Consider the following 14789-nt stretch of genomic DNA (forward strand, 5'->3'; position numbering starts at 1 on the left):
CATGCTATTTATGATGATTGTAATCCCTGGTTTAATGCACTACTAATAACTAACTGATACTATCAAGCCATGATTTCGGCTCATAATTATTGCTGTTAAGAGGTTGTTTGATAATTTTTCAAAAAGTAATTTTTATCTTAGGGAACAGGGAACACCGGAATAGGGAACAGGGAACAGGGAACAGGGAACAGGGAATAGGGAACAGGGAATAGGGAACACCGAAGGATTGAGGTTTAGGGTGGGGTCAAACAATAGTTGATACACTAATCATAACTTTTCAGACTTTAGCTACTAATAGCGCCTCTGACTAAAATTACTGTACAGTCTACCCCAGAGGCGATCGCCTCTGGGATATTACCTTGTACTGCTTGCTGTAATAACCCCTCACGGGAAGCTCCTAAAACCACTACATCATAATCGTCGTCTTTGACCAGGTTAATCACTCCTTCGGCCACGGAGTCAGCTTGTAGGGGGAGAGCAACCACATGACTGGATAACTGACGACGACCCATTAAGACGCGGATGGCTTGTTCTAAAACCGTCATATCTGGTTGTAACTGGGAGGGTTTAAACACTTGGGTGAGGCGAATATATGGATGTTCCCCCAAGGTGGCTAAAGCGGGTAAGAGTTTAATCGCCGCTGTCGCATTGGGACCGCCAGCCATTGTCACCAACCAACGGTTAAATTGAGGAGAGGTAGAGGGGGTTAATTGTGGTTCGCTCAGGAGTTGAACAGATGGGGGAAATGGGGAAGGGGAAATTTTCCCCAGTTTGACTAACATCACATCACAGGTTGCTTGGCGAATGATGGTATCTACAACATTGCCAAAAATCCGACCGGGGGTAGAAGTTTCACCTTTCCACCCCATTAAAATCAGGTTGATGTGTCGTTCGTTGATGGTTTCTAATATGGCTTGGGCGGGGTCGTGGGCGACTCTAATTTGGGTGTGTAGAGGAATTTTCCACTTTTTGGCTAAAACTTCCGCTTGGCGTAGTAGGCGGCGACTGTGAACTGTTCTGACTGGTGTTTCTGATGGTGAACTGTGACGGGATACTAAAATGATTTGTACACATTCTATTTCATAGTGGCGCTCGCGGGCAATAGCGGCGGCCATTTCTAAGAGGATAGCGGCGGTGTGGGGATTGGCTATTGGTATCAATAATCTACCTCTGCCAATATTGGGCGATCGCGTTTGATAAACTAAGTAAGAAGGTTCCGTATGTGCTTTACTCACGTTCCCATGGTTGAGGTGTTCAGCTTGGGCGCGGATAATATCTGCACGGGTAATAATTCCAATTAACTTTCTCCCTTCTACTACTGGTAGGCGGCTAATTTGATACCTATCCAGCAAATACAACACATGACTGAGGTTATCCTTGGGTTGTACTGTCATGGGGGAGGGCTGCATAATAGACTTTAATAGTACCTTCTGTGGGGGTTGGCTCTGGTCTAGGATGTAGGAGTCACTATCGCGCTTAGTCACTAAATCCGATTGTGTAATCATTCCTACCAGTTTACCCTCCTCTACCACTGGAAAACCGCGATGATGGGAACGAGAAAATACTTGCATTGTTGCTTCTAATGTCATGTCTGCATCCAGGGTTTCTACTCGATGCTGCATGACATCATTGGCTGTTAATTTCCCTAATATCCCCTCGTTGGAAACTGCTTTGGTAATAGTGATCCCTTTTAGCCGTAATAGTTTGTCGTAGAGTGACCCCGGAATTACTTTGTCGGAAACCAAGTAAGCAGCTACAGAGACAATCATTAAGGGTAATACCAGATTGAAATCTGTAGTCATTTCAAACACAATTACAATGGCTGTAATGGGTACTTTAGAAACTGCACAAAAAAACCCTCCCATACCGGCTAAAGCGTAAGTGGTGGGAGAATCCACGGCTAAGAAATAAGAGGCGGATACACCTACCAGATGTCCTAAACAAGAACCCAAAATCAGACTAGGCGCAAATAACCCCCCAGGCGCACCGGAACCGAACGCAATGAGAGTGAGGAGAAATTGAGATAAAAAGGCGATCGCGGCAAAAGGTATATTAGGTTCGCTAATAATCATATACTCCCTTAAACCCGCATAATTACGGAAAGATTCTGGAAGTATTGCCACTACTAACCCAGAAATACACCCAGCTATAGCCATTTTCAACGGTAAGCTGAGATGGAGAGTTTGATAAATTTTAATACTAGTGATAATGCCACGGTTAAATAATGCACCCAGTAACCCGGCTAAAATTCCCAATACCAAAAAAAAGGGAATTTCTGGTAAGGAGAAGTTACTAGAGTATTGCAGCAATTCTAGGTTGAGTTGTAAACTCCCCCCACCCAACAACCGGGAGACTACACCACCAATAAAGGAAGCAATAATGGCGGTTCCTAAAGTCAGCCCTGATAAATCTTGAAGTAATTCCTCGACAATAAATAATACACCTGCAATGGGGGCATTAAAAGCCGCAGCTAAACCAGCACCGGCACCAGCTGCAATCATCTGGCGGCGATGGTCTGGGGAAGTGGGAACCCAGTTACTCATCCCTGCTGCTAAACCCGCGCCTACGTGAACTGTGGGACCTTGTCGCCCTAAACTCAACCCGGAACCAAGGGTAATGATGGCAGTAACTAACTTGATAATTGCGACTTGCCAGGATAATCTAATTGGTACATTAGCAAGGGTGGCTTTAACTTGCGGGATACCGCTACCTGAAGCTTCTGGCGCAAATCTATTGACTAAATACCCGGCTATCAACCCAAAGCTCATACCAATGGTAGGCAAGAACAACCATGCTGGCACAATTTGAGTGGTCTGTACCCGCCAAGTACCCAACCATCCCGCTCCCATTTTCAAGCATACCGCACCAAAGGCCGCTACAAGACCAATAATACAAGCCTCCGCGATCGCTAAACCTCTTGTGGGTTGCAACCAGATACGAAGGCGCTGAGTCAGAATAGAAAGGCCCATATGAAAATATCAATATCAGCAGATGCTTAGTCATTAGACACTAGACGCAGAAAATCTAGTCTCTAATCAAATATTGTGGACTTGTTTTTCTATTATGGTCTGATAAACACTGATAAACCTATTCAGGTTGAGAATCGGTGGTTTCTCCTTGCCAGGAGAGTGGAACCCCTGGCTAAATCTAATCATGGTTTTTCAATACACTTTACCAATTGTAGATAATCCTTCTACTATCAAGGATGGGGTATAACAAGACCCATTCCAATCTGCGTCACTACCTAATGCTACTAGTTGTTTGAGAACTGTGTAAACGTTACCTGCCACCATGGTATCCTTAACACGCCCAATGATCTCACCGTTTTTGACCCGATAGCCCAAATCAACATTAATGGAAAAGTCACCAGAAATACCGTTGCCACTACCGAGCATTTGATCTACAATTAATCCCTCATCCATTTGATGAATTAGTTCTTGTAGCGATGCCGAACCAGGTTGAATCAAGAAATTAAATAAGCCAGGACTAGGATAACTGCCAAAACTAGGACGAAACCCATTACCGGTGGTATTAATACCCAGTTTGTTGGCTGTGGTGCGATCGCAATAGAAATTCTGTAAAATTCCGTTTTGGATAAAAACTACAGTAGTAGTGGGAATACCCTCATCATCAAAAGGACAACTATAGGGACCTGCTTGGGGATCTTGGTAGAGGGTGAGACCGGGGGAGATGACTTGTTGACCTAGGCGTTCTACCCAGGGGGAAGCTAATTCTAAAATCCGCTTACCATTCAAAGCCGCTTGTACGGTTCCCCAAAGCATATCCGCAGCCTTAGAGGTAAACAAGACGGGAACCCTACCCATGGGGGGTGGGACGTTGTTTATAGACCAATCTAATCTTTGTAAAATTTGATCAGCTAATTTTTGCGGGTGCAGAATATCCCTCTGGGTTTCTCCATCAGCCACACTCAAAAAATCATCGCCCTTGACCCATTCCGCAGCCATGTAGGAGCTGAGAGTAGTGTCAGTGTAGTAACAATCTAAACCTGCACTATTACAAAGTCTGGTAGTTTCCACATCACATTCCCAGTCACTGTTGCAAAGCACATCGGGATAGACATCACGGATGAGAGCGATCGCCTCTCTCCCCCAATTTACTAATACTTCTAAGGATACAGAGTGACCTATATCTGGGTAATTTGGCCGATAATTATTGACTAAATCTACTGGTTCCGGTATACTGATACGACTTAAGGCTAGAGCGCGTTCTACCATTGTTTGTGGAGAGACACAACCATAAGCTACGGTTAGTCCCGGTCGCCCATCGCGCCATAGTCGTAGTGCTGTACCTTCAGATTCGCTGGTTTCTACCTGTTTGAGACGGTTAGCTTCAAAAAAGACAGGACGAGAAAGCGATCGCGACTGATAGACCTCTGCTGCTTCCGCTCCCGATTTAATAGCTAGTTCTAGCAGATGTTCTGCTAGGGTGTCTTGTGAGAAATTTTCAGAACCCATGACCCTCGATCAATTGTCGTGTTTGGATTTGTCAGCGAGCAAATGAATCAACGCAGATAATTATCCCAAATCATTGGTACCTATCCGCGTTGTCTGCACCGAGAAAATTTTGCTAAAATTATCCGAATGTATGAATATATACTGATATTATGTTTTTTCCTTGGTCAAAAATCCCCCCCTAATTAGCCCAGATTTAAATTAGCCCAGATTTAAATTTTGCAGCAGCCAAAATCCGGTAAAAGATTCTGCTTGAGGATCAGACTGGACACCAATAAAATGCACTCCATTAGCTTCTTGTTTGGCTTTTTCGTAACCTTTGGCTTCTGCTAAAGTTTGGGGGTTGTTGATATTAGCCAAAATCCAACTTTCAGTAGCACCGGTTTCTAAAATTAATCTTTGCCCTTGTTTAGTGTCAAAGTTCAAGCAAGCCAGCTCTAAACCGGACATCCACCCCGCTATAGGTAAGGCTCTGGGTGAAAAAATTAACACACCGGGAATGCGAGTTTCTGGGGAGACATTGGCCAGTTCTAAGGGAAAAGCCTCACCAAAACCAATATCCCACTCTGGCATATCAGCAAATTCAGCAGCTTGTAGGCTAACAAATGCCCATTGTTCGCCCTCTAAAGCATCGGGTAACCGTTGGGGTAAAGGGCTGTCTAAACGCACCGATGCATTGGTTCCCTGTTGATATCCGGGTTCTTGAGGATAAACCTCCTCCATTCGCTGTTTCAACCATTGATTGAGAACTAAAATCCGGCGGCTAGCTTGAGCGGGGATACCCGCATCCTGACAAGCTTTAGTGATCATATTGTTCATTTGACGGCGAAAGAAGCGGATTTTGATTGGTGCTTCCCCAGCCTTGTCAATGGCCTCCTGTAACGCCGTCCGCAACCAAACCGAATTTACCTGAGTACTGGGACAATACTTGGCATAACGAAATAAAGATTCCGGTTTGGTGCGAATATCCGACGGACTTTCGCATATTAAGACTTCCCAAACTTTTTTCTGCTTTTCATCTAAAATTGGACGAGAGTAAAAATCAATTTCCCAAATACTACTCATGTTTGGTTCCGTAAAATTCTGGCGACTTGATATTTTTTGATATTTTTATCTTAAGAGGGAATGGGGTGCAAACCAGTTGAGCAATTAGTGATCACGTCCAAGGGAAAAACTTTACAGGATACCAGCTTTGACGCAATACGTGGGCTGCAAAACTTGAAACTAACCACTCTTGGAGTTTACCAATGGTTCCCGAAGAAACTGCGATCGCGCTAATGTCAGTCATGACCCCGATCTCTAAAACCTCGGTAAAGTTTTTTGTTGGGCAAACAGGGGATTTTCCCGGAGATCCGATTACTAGTAACTCAGTAACGTTAAAATAGGTCTGATTTCTTCCTGAATAGAAAAACTATGACAATCTATCCCCATTCTACTCTCCAAAGTGCCTTTGCTGACCGCCGTGTACTCAAAGTTATTAGCGGCTTGAATAACTTTGATCGCGATCGCGTAGCTGCTACTATCAAAGCAGCTGAACTCGGTGGTGCAACTTTTGTCGATATCGCCGCCGATGCTGATTTAGTCCAGATGGCTAAAAACTTGATTAATTTACCGGTTTGTGTATCAGCAGTTGAACCAGAAAAATTTGTCTTAGCGGTCAACGCTGGTGCTGATTTAATTGAAATTGGTAATTTTGATAGTTTTTACGCCCAAGGACGGAAATTTACCGCTGAGGAAGTTTTAGCACTGACTCAGCAAACCCGCGCCCTGTTACCAGAAATTACCCTATCTGTGACAGTTCCCCACATCCTAGAACTAGATCAACAAGTACATCTAGCAGAGGAACTAGTCAAGGCGGGGGCAGATATTATCCAAACCGAAGGCGGTACCAGCAGTCAACCTACACACCCTGGAACTTTGGGATTAATTGAAAAAGCAGCCCCCACTTTAGCCGCAGCTTATGAAATTTCCCGTGCTGTTTCCGTACCTGTACTGTGTGCTTCGGGTATTTCCAGCGTCACCGCACCTTTAGCTATAGCCTCTGGTGCTGCTGGGGTTGGTGTGGGTTCTGCAATTAATCAACTCAACAGTGAAGTGGCGATGATTGCTGCGGTGCGGGGTTTAGTTGAAGCTTTAGCTAGTGCTAACACCAGAGCAATTATTTAACTTCAGCTCTGATTCTAACTTGGGAATAACTGCATCTGTACCCATGCGTTGCTGCTAAAGCAGCAGCGCTGGGGCCATGGACTAGGTGGGACTCAAATAAGTTCTACAATTGAGCAGTCAACCTTTACCGAAGTTAAATCAAAATCCCTGGAATCCTTATTGTGATGTTTTGAACCTCTTATTTCCCCACAGACCAAGAACGAACTTGACCTAAAGTTACAGGAATCCTATCACTAACATCAATAGTAAACAGATAAACTTTTTTAGCTCTACGGCCATTTTCCGGGTCAAAAAACTTCAATTTCACATCCCAACAATCACTATTAATTCTGCAAAAAGGACTTTTTTCTACCTCAATACTATCAAGCTGCATACCCGTAGAAATAGCTTGGCTAAAACTAGAAGCTGCTTGAAAAGCATTAGTGACAGAAAAATTCAGCGCCCGATCTTTAGCAGTTTTTCCTACATTTTGTAAATCATAGTAAACTCGATTTAAGAAACTACTTAAAGCTTTCCGCATTGCCATTTCTTGGGCTGGTGCAGTGCCTTCCGTAATCACAGTTTGCAAAGCTGCATCTACCAAACTGTTAACTTTCCAGCCATACATTCCCCTAGTATTAGTTAGAGTAATTACAGGTACAACTTGACCAGAAAATAACTCTACAGTTCTATCTGTTAACCTGGCGGGAATACTCACCCGTTCCACAAAATCATCACTGTCTTCTGGTTGAATTTGTCCCTCTAACATGGCAATTAGAGTTTCATAGATATCAGCAGCAAAACCGCTAACGGGTTCTAAAGCATAAATGGGAGTCAGTTCTTGGTTGAGAGTCCAAATTAAAGGTTTAGCTTCGCTGGGGTTTGCTGACAGATAATCAACCATTTGCTGGGTATCATAAGGGTTAGCAGGGATAATTGCACCGTCAATATTCACTGCTGGCATTAATTGTTTAAAAGAGTCCCTTCTGGCTTCATCACCAAAGTCATAACCAATAGTACCCAAAGCATAGACAAGTTTAGAAGCCGCACTAGGGGTAACACCTTCTGTTATTTCATTTCTGTGAATAGTAGCAACTTCTACACCAGATTCTCTTCCCCAGTCTCCGGCTGGGAATGCCTTTTCCAAGGCTCTGTCCGATGATATAGTGAGGGGGACAGCTTCTGATGTCCCATTTCCAGGTAGAACCTGGGAACGAGAGATTTTTACCCCCTTCTGTTGGGGGGATAAGGGTTGGGGGTGAGGTTCTAACCTTTCTCCCGTCAATAATTGAAAGGCACCGGGAATATTCAACTTACCCAACAAACACCGTTCTGGTTCTTCCACATCTTCGGGGTTACAGGGAATAGCACTATTTAAAATTGCTTCCCGCACTGCTTCCGCGTTGGGTTGTTCTCCCCGTTGTAGTTGCATACTCATTAATAATGCAGAAACACCTGTAACAATAGGTGCAGCGCAACTTGTACCTTTTTCTTTGATAGGTTCTTCGGTTCCTGGTTGTGCGCCTAAGATATTTTCCCCATTGGCCATTACACCCTTATTTTGATATTCTCCCCCGTAATTGCTAAATTTAAAGGGTTGTCCGTCGTCACGCATTGCACCAACGGTAATTACACCTGGAAGAATTGAGGGAATACACCAACATTCGCCTTTATCGTTACCACCAGGGGCAATAATTAACATATTATTGTCTTGGCATTGTTTGACAGCACGGGCAAATAAATCTGGTGCTACTCCGGTTTGGGTGGGGTGACAAGCGGCGATATGGATGATATTTGCACCCCATTGCAAAGCTGTATTGATGGCGTGGGTGAGGTTGATGGGGGAAATAAAATCATCACCAGCAAAGGAAATGGGAATATTTAATGCTGTACATAAAGGAGCAATACCAGGGGCGGGTGTGTTGTGTTGCCCTAAAATTGTGCTAGAAATGTGGGTAGCATGACTTGATAATTCTATCCGTCGTCTAATAGCTTCGGGAAAGGGGGCAAAAAATGCTTCTCGTTCTTTTTTCGCTTCTTCTTTGTCGTGGTCTGGGTCGTCTTTTTTGTCTTTTTGTTGTTGGTTAAATTCTAAATATAAGTTGAGATAATAATAATATTCTTCGTTGAGTTCAATATCTTCTGACCAGTAGGGTTTAAATTGACTAAAATTTGCCCCTTGAAAACAACTGCGTTCTAAATCCGCAGCACCGTCAAGGATAGCAATTTTAATCCGGGGGTCGCCTTTTGTGCGTGTCCAAATTTGGGAAATTCCGGGGATGTCTGTCAGGTTAGGCATGGTTTTGATTGTGTTGTTGTAATTGGTGTTATAATAATTAGGGGTAAAAAGTCTAATTTTTTATTTTTTTATAAAGTTAATGCCAGCTAAAGATATTTTTCATGATGCTGTTAGGATAGGGTTAGAAAAAGAGGGTTGGGTGATTACAGATGATCCTTTAAGGATAGAAGTCGGTGATGTAGAAATGTATATTGATCTCGGTGCAGAGCAAGTTTTAGCTGCTGAAAGAGAAGGAGAAAAAATAGCGGTGGAAATTAAGAGTTTTATTGGTACATCTAATATCTCTCAATTTCATCAAGCCATTGGACAATTTTTTAATTATCATTTGGCATTAGAAGAACAACAACCAGAACGAGTTTTATATTTAGCTGTTCCTTCAGGAATTTATTACTCTTTCTTTCAATTACAATTTATCAAAACAGTTGTTGAGCGTTCCCAACTTAAAATCATGATTTATGATCCAATTCAAGAGGTAATTGTATCATGGAAAAACTAGAACAATATCGCAATTATGTCAAACAAGTGATCACAGAATATGCTCAATTAGGTTCAGCTAAGGATGAAATTGAAGAACAATTGATTTTTGATACCGTTGGCGACCATTATCAATTAATGTATGTAGGTTGGAAAAACAGACGACGGCAGCATGGTTGTGTTTTGCATTTAGATATTAAAGATCATAAAATTTGGATACAACATGATGGAACTGAAATTGGCATAGCAGATGAGTTAGTTAAATTAGGAGTGCCAAAATCAGATATTGTTTTAGCATTTCATGAACCTTTGGTGAGACAATATACAGGTTTTGCTGTTGGTTGATTTTCATATATAGCAGGGAACAGGGAACAGAAGTGAAAGTCCTTCTGTGTATGGTTTTTGGTTAAATTCTCTATCTCATTCAAGTGCATACCGCTATAAGATTTTCACATGAATTTTAGATCATTTTTGGAAATATTTACATTATGTCATACAGTGATTTTACTCTTAGAAAAGTTAAGCAAACTTTTGGCATAAATACCATTGAAAATCAAAAGTTTCTGCCAGAAATCAAGCCAATTGCTGCTAGTGGGACTCTGACAGATTTTCTAGCAGAAAGTTTACCGTTAGCTATAGCGACAGGAAGTGAAAAAGCACGTTCTGAGTTAATCATTAGTCCGGTTTTACTAGAAGTCCGTAAGATATTACAAAGAAAAATTAGTTTATTTTCTGGTACAGATTTTACTGTAGATTCGGCTTTAGGATTGAATGGAGTCTGTGATTTTGTTCTGAGTCGTTCACCGGAACAGTTAGAAGTTGAAGCACCGGCGGTGATGATTGTGGAAGCCAAAAAAGCAGACTTAAATCCTGGTATTGGTCAGTGCATTGCGGAAATGATTGCTGCTCAAAAATTTAATGAGATTAATAATCAACCCATTGCTATAATTTATGGTAGCGTAACTAATGGCACTGCTTGGCGATTTCTACAATTAACAGAACAAACTGTAACTATTGATTTTACAGATTATCCTCTTCCTCCTGTTGATGTCATATTAGGCATTTTAGCTTGGATGGTAACTTCTGCTAACTAGATAATTGTCACCAATCAGGATTTACGGTTACTGAGCGATAGCCTGACTGGTGACTAACTGGATAATCTACTAATAAAATCCTCATATTCTGGACTTGCTAAACCCTGTTGGACAACGGTTAACACTTTTCCTAAATCACCTGCTAATAATGCTGTTTTGTCTAACCATAAACCAGGGAAAACCTGAGAGCAAGTTATACCATCTGCATTGGGTTGAAGTTGAATATACTCCCCTTGTTGTAGCCTAAACCAATCAAATTGATAGTCATAAACTCGCCAGATTAAATATTCTTGCACTTGATTACGACGATAAACTTTGAGTTTTTCATGTAAATCATAGGAAGCACTAGAAGCAGCAATTTCTACTATTAATTCTGGCGCACCTTCTACATAATCATCTTTATTTATTCTTGATTGTCCTCCTGTTTCAATTCTTAATAAAGCATCCGGTTGTGGTTCGTTATCTGTATCAAGAAGGACGGTAGTATTATCCAGTGCTTCCACTCCTGGGGTAGCTGCTTCATAAGCGATTAACCAACCCATAATGCGAGCATGGGGTTTGCCGTGTTGTTTTGCTCTAACGGGTGATGCCACGTAAACCACTCCTTCGATTAATTCGGCTTTTTTGAGATTCGGCATGGCATGATAACGCCGTTCAAATTCATGACGGGTTAATTTGTCGCCGTTTTCTAGGGGAGGAATAGTTAAGATGGGAGACATGGCGTTAGTAGATATCATAATTTGCTCGAATTTTGCAGAAAATGAAATTGTCACCAATCAGGATTTCCAGGATTTAAGGATTTACAGGATGTTATATGAGGAATTTTGGTTGGGATGGTAAATTTTGCTCATAATTGATTGCGATTAATTTGGTGGATGCCAACCTGCTTTAACCCAATTTTTACGCACAGTAACAGCTAAACTATTATTCAATCTCAACGCCCCGACTGTAGCACGACCACAGGCTGTCAGACCGATAATTTCTGTCCCCTCTGGACTCCAAGTAAAATGTTTTTGCCATTGTTGTTGACGAGGATTAAATAGAGAAACTATTTCACCAGATTTAGGATCTAAATTCTCAGTTTGTGTCCATTTGTATTGATTACATAATTCACACGCTAAACAGAGATTATCTTCTGTATTATCTCCTCCTTTAGCTACAGGTTGAATATGATCAATTTGCAATCTACCCATAATATAATCTTGATGACTAAGGCAATACTCACAGCGATTTTCTGCCCGTTCTCTCACTTTTTGGCGTATGGTTTCAGATAGAGAACTCATGGTGACAAAGGAGTTTTTATTCCCCGTTTAACAGCTTCGGCTAAACCTTCAGATTTTCTTAATTGTCCCATTTGATAAAGGGACATTAAAATTAATAATTCATAACGTTCTCCTGCTGTTAAACCTGTATTTTTTCCTTTAGCTTGCAGTTCTCCCAAGCGTTGATTTTGAACTACATCCATTTTTAAATTAGCTAATTCTAGAACTTCCTGATCAGAAATATCAGCAATGTTTGAATTAATGCTCATTTCTGAGAGATTATCTAAGGTAGGTAATACTATTTCTAGGGTGTCAAGCAAAACGTCTGATATCTCTCGCGCTGTTGCTTCTCCAAGACGCTGGACAGAAGCAGCTAAACTTTCGGGTAAGTTAATAGTTATGGGAATTGTCATAGAAAATAAAATTCTTTATTACAATTATAGTTTAGATAATGAAATTGTTACCAATCAGGATTTACAGGATGTTACCCAAAATTTTGGTAATTTTGTGATTTAATTTTGTTGGGTTGCGCTGTCGCTTAACCCAACCTACATCTAACCTATAGATATCATTATTGTCAGATTATGTCTTTTTTAAGCTATTTTTTGTAATATTTGGGGTTGGGGTATGGGCTTACCGATTTGATTATAGCCATACAGCAAGTCTTCTAACACTTCCTTGGCATTTTCTAGAGCTTCTTCATAGCTTTCTCCGTGGGTTTTAGCATATTTTCCCCACTCAGGTAAAAAGGCAATATAGGCTTGATCTTCGTCAGACCATTGAATTAAAATACTATATTTCATAGTTTATCTGCTTTTTCTAATTGTTCAAATTCTTTGATACTTTCTATTATATCTTTCTCTTGATAAGGTTTTGCATCTTTGCTGTCTTTGCCAGATAGAACTACAGGTTTTGGTAAAAGTGGATGAATCCAGTAAGAATGACTACCTTTTCCCCGCTTTGGTAATAATGTAAATCCTGCTTTTTGCAACATCTGTTTTAATTATCTAATTTTTTTGGGCATTTAGTTTTATTTATTTGGACTTCTGGAAATTGCATTTTAATGATGTTATTTAACGTTTTGGTGATTTTGTAATTTAATTTTGTTGGGTTGCGCTGTCCCTTAACCCAACCTACATTTTCTTATTAGTTTTTGTTGGTGGTTATAGGAGAACTCATTTGATAATACAGATTCAAATTTTCTATCCTCCCAGCTATTATTTCATTTTCCCGTAGTCCTACAATTGTTCCCTGTACAGGTTGTTCTCGATAATAGGCATGAACTCGGTTAGCTAAATCATTGCGTAAATTAGCAATAAAGTTATTAGGGTCACTGGTACGATAATAAAGGATTTTTTCTGGGTTGGCTTGGCTAAAACCAATAATTAATGACCAACAGCTATCTAAAAGTTGTAAAGCCTGGGGTGAGAGAACTTTGGCTAGTTGTTGAAATTTTTCTTTGCTAATACTGGGATAAACCTCGATTTGACTACCACCATAGAAGTCAAAGTCAAAGCCAATGACAACGGAATTATCTACCAAAAATGGTTGCAATTCTTCAGCAGGTTGACATAGGGATATTGCCTTGGCTAATTTTTGGGGATAATCACTGATGATAAACCAAAATTTGAGGCGAGAAGCACTAAATTCTCTTCTTAAATCAATACCTACTAATATCTGGTGGACTTTACTGAAATCGAAATCATTGCCAACAAAATTCTCAATGAGATGATAAGTTAATTTAACATCTGTCTTGGCTGCTACTTGCTGAAAAAAATTAATAGCTGTCTGATAATCTTGCCAATTTGGTTGATTACGAAATAAATTAAACCGAGCCGGATACAGTTGATCTTTTTGGATTTTACAAGAACATTCTAATCCCCAATGTGTAACTTTTTGAGCAAAATCATCGAAAATATTCAGGGTGTAGAGATGGTCAACATCAAAGATATGTTTATGTTGATTGATGTAATGTAGATTTTTTTGGCTACCTATAAATAAATTCTCAGAAATAGTCATTTATAATTCCTTCTTGTGCCTAGACAACCTCGAAATTTACAGTCTGGATACTCTTATCACATTACCACCCGTTGCAATAACCGCGAATTCAAATTATCACGGCGTGAATGTCGGGAAGTGTTTCTTTATGCGATAAAAAAGGCTTTGGATAAATACAATTTCCAGCTTTATGCTTTGTGCATTATGTCAAATCATGTTCATTATTTGATTGCACCTAAACAGCCAGAAGAGTTACCCAAAATTATGCACTTCCTCAACTGGTACACGGCGATGTGTTTTAATCGGATGTTAAGAAGAACAGGACACTTTTGGGAGAAACGATATTACTGTGATGGATTTCCTTCTTCAGATAGAGACAGAGCATTAAATACTTTACGGTATATTCATGGTAATCCTAAAGCTGCAAAAATGCGCCAGAGTTTTTTCTATGACTTCAGCAATTATGGCAGTTATGAATCCTTAACTGATGATGGTTTAACTCAATGGCATCCGGCTTTTTTACGGCTAGGAAGCAGTTTAGAAGAATGTGCCAGAAAGTATAAAGGCTTTTGCCAAAAGTATAAACCCAAGGGGAAGACCCCAACCCAATGCCACTGGGGTAGTAAGCTGTTGGCTGGGGTTCATCTCACGGATAAGGGTTCAACCACTAACCCCAAAAAATCTAAGTCCAGTTTACCACCACCCCCGTGCCAGGTATCCGAAACCCCCGAACTGACAAGGATTGTCCGTCAATTCATCGAGGCGAACCGTGGGACAAGGGATGTAGAAAAAGACTTTTGACCTTTTTTGAGGTGGGTGATAAAATAAGGTGACTTACTCCGCGTCGTCGCCTGCAAATGGAAGAAGAGGAGTTGCAAATGGAAGAGTGGTGGTGGAGTAGGAAAGGGGTGTAATCTGACCGCTTTGGTCCTTAGAAGCAGAGATGGTTTCCCGTTCTACGGGAGCAACTTGTTGGGGGCGGATGTTTTTCTTAGTCATGGTGTTTTTTTCCTTTTTGTTTGTTTAGATCACTTCTTCGATGTGA

Annotated in this window: 17 protein-coding genes; 5 read left to right on the forward strand and 12 right to left on the reverse strand. The window is 40.9% G+C overall.

Going from position 1 to position 14789, the window contains the following annotated elements:
• Window positions 1-284: 284 nt before the first annotated feature.
• From NWP21_RS15170 to NWP21_RS15185, 4 genes are all read right to left on the reverse strand, one after another.
• Window positions 285-2969 (reverse strand): chloride channel protein, encoded by a 2685-nt coding sequence (locus tag NWP21_RS15170; protein ID WP_280793310.1) that lies wholly within the window; start codon window positions 2967-2969, stop codon window positions 285-287.
• A gap of 192 nt (window positions 2970-3161) precedes the next feature.
• Entirely contained in the window at window positions 3162-4475 is a 1314-nt protein-coding gene (locus tag NWP21_RS15175) for a TldD/PmbA family protein (protein ID WP_280793311.1), read from the reverse strand.
• Between the two features lie 198 nt (window positions 4476-4673).
• Entirely contained in the window at window positions 4674-5537 is an 864-nt protein-coding gene (locus tag NWP21_RS15180) for a Tab2/Atab2 family RNA-binding protein (protein WP_271730713.1), read from the reverse strand.
• Window positions 5538-5628: 91 nt separating this feature from the next.
• The gene (locus tag NWP21_RS15185) at window positions 5629-5760 is read right to left on the reverse strand and encodes a hypothetical protein (protein WP_280793312.1); all 132 of its coding nucleotides are present in this window, start codon (window positions 5758-5760) and stop codon (window positions 5629-5631) included.
• Between the two features lie 125 nt (window positions 5761-5885).
• Here NWP21_RS15185 and NWP21_RS15190 point away from each other — a divergent pair, with 125 nt between their 5' ends.
• The gene (locus NWP21_RS15190; RefSeq protein WP_280793313.1) at window positions 5886-6638 is read left to right on the forward strand and encodes a DUF561 domain-containing protein; all 753 of its coding nucleotides are present in this window, start codon (window positions 5886-5888) and stop codon (window positions 6636-6638) included.
• A gap of 178 nt (window positions 6639-6816) precedes the next feature.
• Here the strand turns inward: NWP21_RS15190 and NWP21_RS15195 are convergent, their stop codons facing one another.
• The gene (locus tag NWP21_RS15195; protein WP_280793314.1) at window positions 6817-8916 is read right to left on the reverse strand and encodes a PatA/PatG family cyanobactin maturation protease; all 2100 of its coding nucleotides are present in this window, start codon (window positions 8914-8916) and stop codon (window positions 6817-6819) included.
• A gap of 79 nt (window positions 8917-8995) precedes the next feature.
• On the opposite strand from NWP21_RS15195, the gene NWP21_RS15200 reads away from it, so the two are divergent.
• The 3 genes from NWP21_RS15200 to NWP21_RS15210 all read left to right on the forward strand — a co-directional run bounded on the left by NWP21_RS15200 (window position 8996) and on the right by NWP21_RS15210 (window position 10484).
• Complete coding sequence (locus tag NWP21_RS15200; RefSeq protein ID WP_271761355.1) at window positions 8996-9412, forward strand: XisH family protein; 417 nt, start codon at window positions 8996-8998, stop codon at window positions 9410-9412.
• Window positions 9400-9735, forward strand: coding sequence for a XisI protein (locus tag NWP21_RS15205; protein WP_271761353.1), 336 nt, complete (start codon window positions 9400-9402; stop codon window positions 9733-9735). The genes NWP21_RS15200 and NWP21_RS15205 overlap by 13 nt, the downstream gene beginning before the upstream one ends.
• Before the next feature lie 143 nt (window positions 9736-9878).
• Window positions 9879-10484, forward strand: a complete 606-nt coding sequence (locus tag NWP21_RS15210; protein WP_280793315.1) for a hypothetical protein — start codon at window positions 9879-9881, stop codon at window positions 10482-10484.
• Window positions 10485-10537: 53 nt separating this feature from the next.
• Here the strand turns inward: NWP21_RS15210 and NWP21_RS15215 are convergent, their stop codons facing one another.
• The 6 genes from NWP21_RS15215 to NWP21_RS15240 form a co-directional block, all read right to left on the reverse strand.
• Entirely contained in the window at window positions 10538-11221 is a 684-nt protein-coding gene (locus NWP21_RS15215) for a Uma2 family endonuclease (protein ID WP_280793316.1), read from the reverse strand.
• Between the two features lie 126 nt (window positions 11222-11347).
• On the reverse strand, window positions 11348-11767 hold the full coding sequence (locus NWP21_RS15220) for an HNH endonuclease (protein ID WP_280656518.1): 420 nt from the start codon (window positions 11765-11767) through the stop codon (window positions 11348-11350).
• The gene (locus NWP21_RS15225; RefSeq protein WP_280656519.1) at window positions 11764-12159 is read right to left on the reverse strand and encodes a hypothetical protein; all 396 of its coding nucleotides are present in this window, start codon (window positions 12157-12159) and stop codon (window positions 11764-11766) included. Before NWP21_RS15225 ends, NWP21_RS15220 begins: the two co-directional genes overlap by 4 nt.
• Window positions 12160-12339: 180 nt before the next feature.
• Window positions 12340-12549 (reverse strand): type II toxin-antitoxin system HicB family antitoxin, encoded by a 210-nt coding sequence (locus NWP21_RS15230; protein ID WP_194053104.1) that lies wholly within the window; start codon window positions 12547-12549, stop codon window positions 12340-12342.
• On the reverse strand, window positions 12546-12740 hold the full coding sequence (locus tag NWP21_RS15235) for a type II toxin-antitoxin system HicA family toxin (protein ID WP_280793317.1): 195 nt from the start codon (window positions 12738-12740) through the stop codon (window positions 12546-12548). The genes NWP21_RS15230 and NWP21_RS15235 overlap by 4 nt, the downstream gene beginning before the upstream one ends.
• A gap of 152 nt (window positions 12741-12892) precedes the next feature.
• Window positions 12893-13765 (reverse strand): LynF/TruF/PatF family peptide O-prenyltransferase, encoded by an 873-nt coding sequence (locus NWP21_RS15240; protein ID WP_028090374.1) that lies wholly within the window; start codon window positions 13763-13765, stop codon window positions 12893-12895.
• 15 nt (window positions 13766-13780) lie between these two features.
• Here NWP21_RS15240 and NWP21_RS15245 point away from each other — a divergent pair, with 15 nt between their 5' ends.
• Window positions 13781-14545: a transposase gene (locus tag NWP21_RS15245; RefSeq protein WP_280793318.1), complete on the forward strand. Its 765-nt coding sequence runs from the start codon at window positions 13781-13783 to the stop codon at window positions 14543-14545.
• A 33-nt stretch (window positions 14546-14578) separates the two neighbouring features.
• Here NWP21_RS15245 and NWP21_RS15250 read toward each other — a convergent pair whose 3' ends face one another.
• Entirely contained in the window at window positions 14579-14743 is a 165-nt protein-coding gene (locus NWP21_RS15250) for an anacyclamide/piricyclamide family prenylated cyclic peptide (protein WP_280793319.1), read from the reverse strand.
• Window positions 14744-14789: the final 46 nt, after the last annotated feature.

The sequence above is a fragment of the Anabaenopsis sp. FSS-46 genome (genome assembly GCF_029891665.1).
GTDB lineage: Bacteria > Cyanobacteriota > Cyanobacteriia > Cyanobacteriales > Nostocaceae > Anabaenopsis > Anabaenopsis arnoldii.

Excerpts from the sequence above, each read along its gene's own strand:
- NWP21_RS15235 (WP_280793317.1), bottom strand. The coding sequence starts at position 12,740 with ATGTTGCAAAAAGCAGGATTTACATTATTACCAAAGCGGGGAAAAGGT.
- NWP21_RS15225 (WP_280656519.1), bottom strand. The coding sequence starts at position 12,159 with ATGACAATTCCCATAACTATTAACTTACCCGAAAGTTTAGCTGCTTCT.
- NWP21_RS15250 (WP_280793319.1), bottom strand. The coding sequence starts at position 14,743 with ATGACTAAGAAAAACATCCGCCCCCAACAAGTTGCTCCCGTAGAACGG.
- NWP21_RS15175 (WP_280793311.1), bottom strand. The coding sequence starts at position 4,475 with ATGGGTTCTGAAAATTTCTCACAAGACACCCTAGCAGAACATCTGCTA.
- NWP21_RS15200 (WP_271761355.1), top strand. The coding sequence starts at position 8,996 with ATGCCAGCTAAAGATATTTTTCATGATGCTGTTAGGATAGGGTTAGAA.
- NWP21_RS15190 (WP_280793313.1), top strand. The coding sequence starts at position 5,886 with ATGACAATCTATCCCCATTCTACTCTCCAAAGTGCCTTTGCTGACCGC.
- NWP21_RS15220 (WP_280656518.1), bottom strand. The coding sequence starts at position 11,767 with ATGAGTTCTCTATCTGAAACCATACGCCAAAAAGTGAGAGAACGGGCA.
- NWP21_RS15205 (WP_271761353.1), top strand. The coding sequence starts at position 9,400 with ATGGAAAAACTAGAACAATATCGCAATTATGTCAAACAAGTGATCACA.
- NWP21_RS15195 (WP_280793314.1), bottom strand. The coding sequence starts at position 8,916 with ATGCCTAACCTGACAGACATCCCCGGAATTTCCCAAATTTGGACACGC.
- NWP21_RS15230 (WP_194053104.1), bottom strand. The coding sequence starts at position 12,549 with ATGAAATATAGTATTTTAATTCAATGGTCTGACGAAGATCAAGCCTAT.
- NWP21_RS15170 (WP_280793310.1), bottom strand. The coding sequence starts at position 2,969 with ATGGGCCTTTCTATTCTGACTCAGCGCCTTCGTATCTGGTTGCAACCC.
- NWP21_RS15185 (WP_280793312.1), bottom strand. The coding sequence starts at position 5,760 with ATGACTGACATTAGCGCGATCGCAGTTTCTTCGGGAACCATTGGTAAA.
- NWP21_RS15210 (WP_280793315.1), top strand. The coding sequence starts at position 9,879 with ATGTCATACAGTGATTTTACTCTTAGAAAAGTTAAGCAAACTTTTGGC.
- NWP21_RS15215 (WP_280793316.1), bottom strand. The coding sequence starts at position 11,221 with ATGATATCTACTAACGCCATGTCTCCCATCTTAACTATTCCTCCCCTA.
- NWP21_RS15240 (WP_028090374.1), bottom strand. The coding sequence starts at position 13,765 with ATGACTATTTCTGAGAATTTATTTATAGGTAGCCAAAAAAATCTACAT.
- NWP21_RS15180 (WP_271730713.1), bottom strand. The coding sequence starts at position 5,537 with ATGAGTAGTATTTGGGAAATTGATTTTTACTCTCGTCCAATTTTAGAT.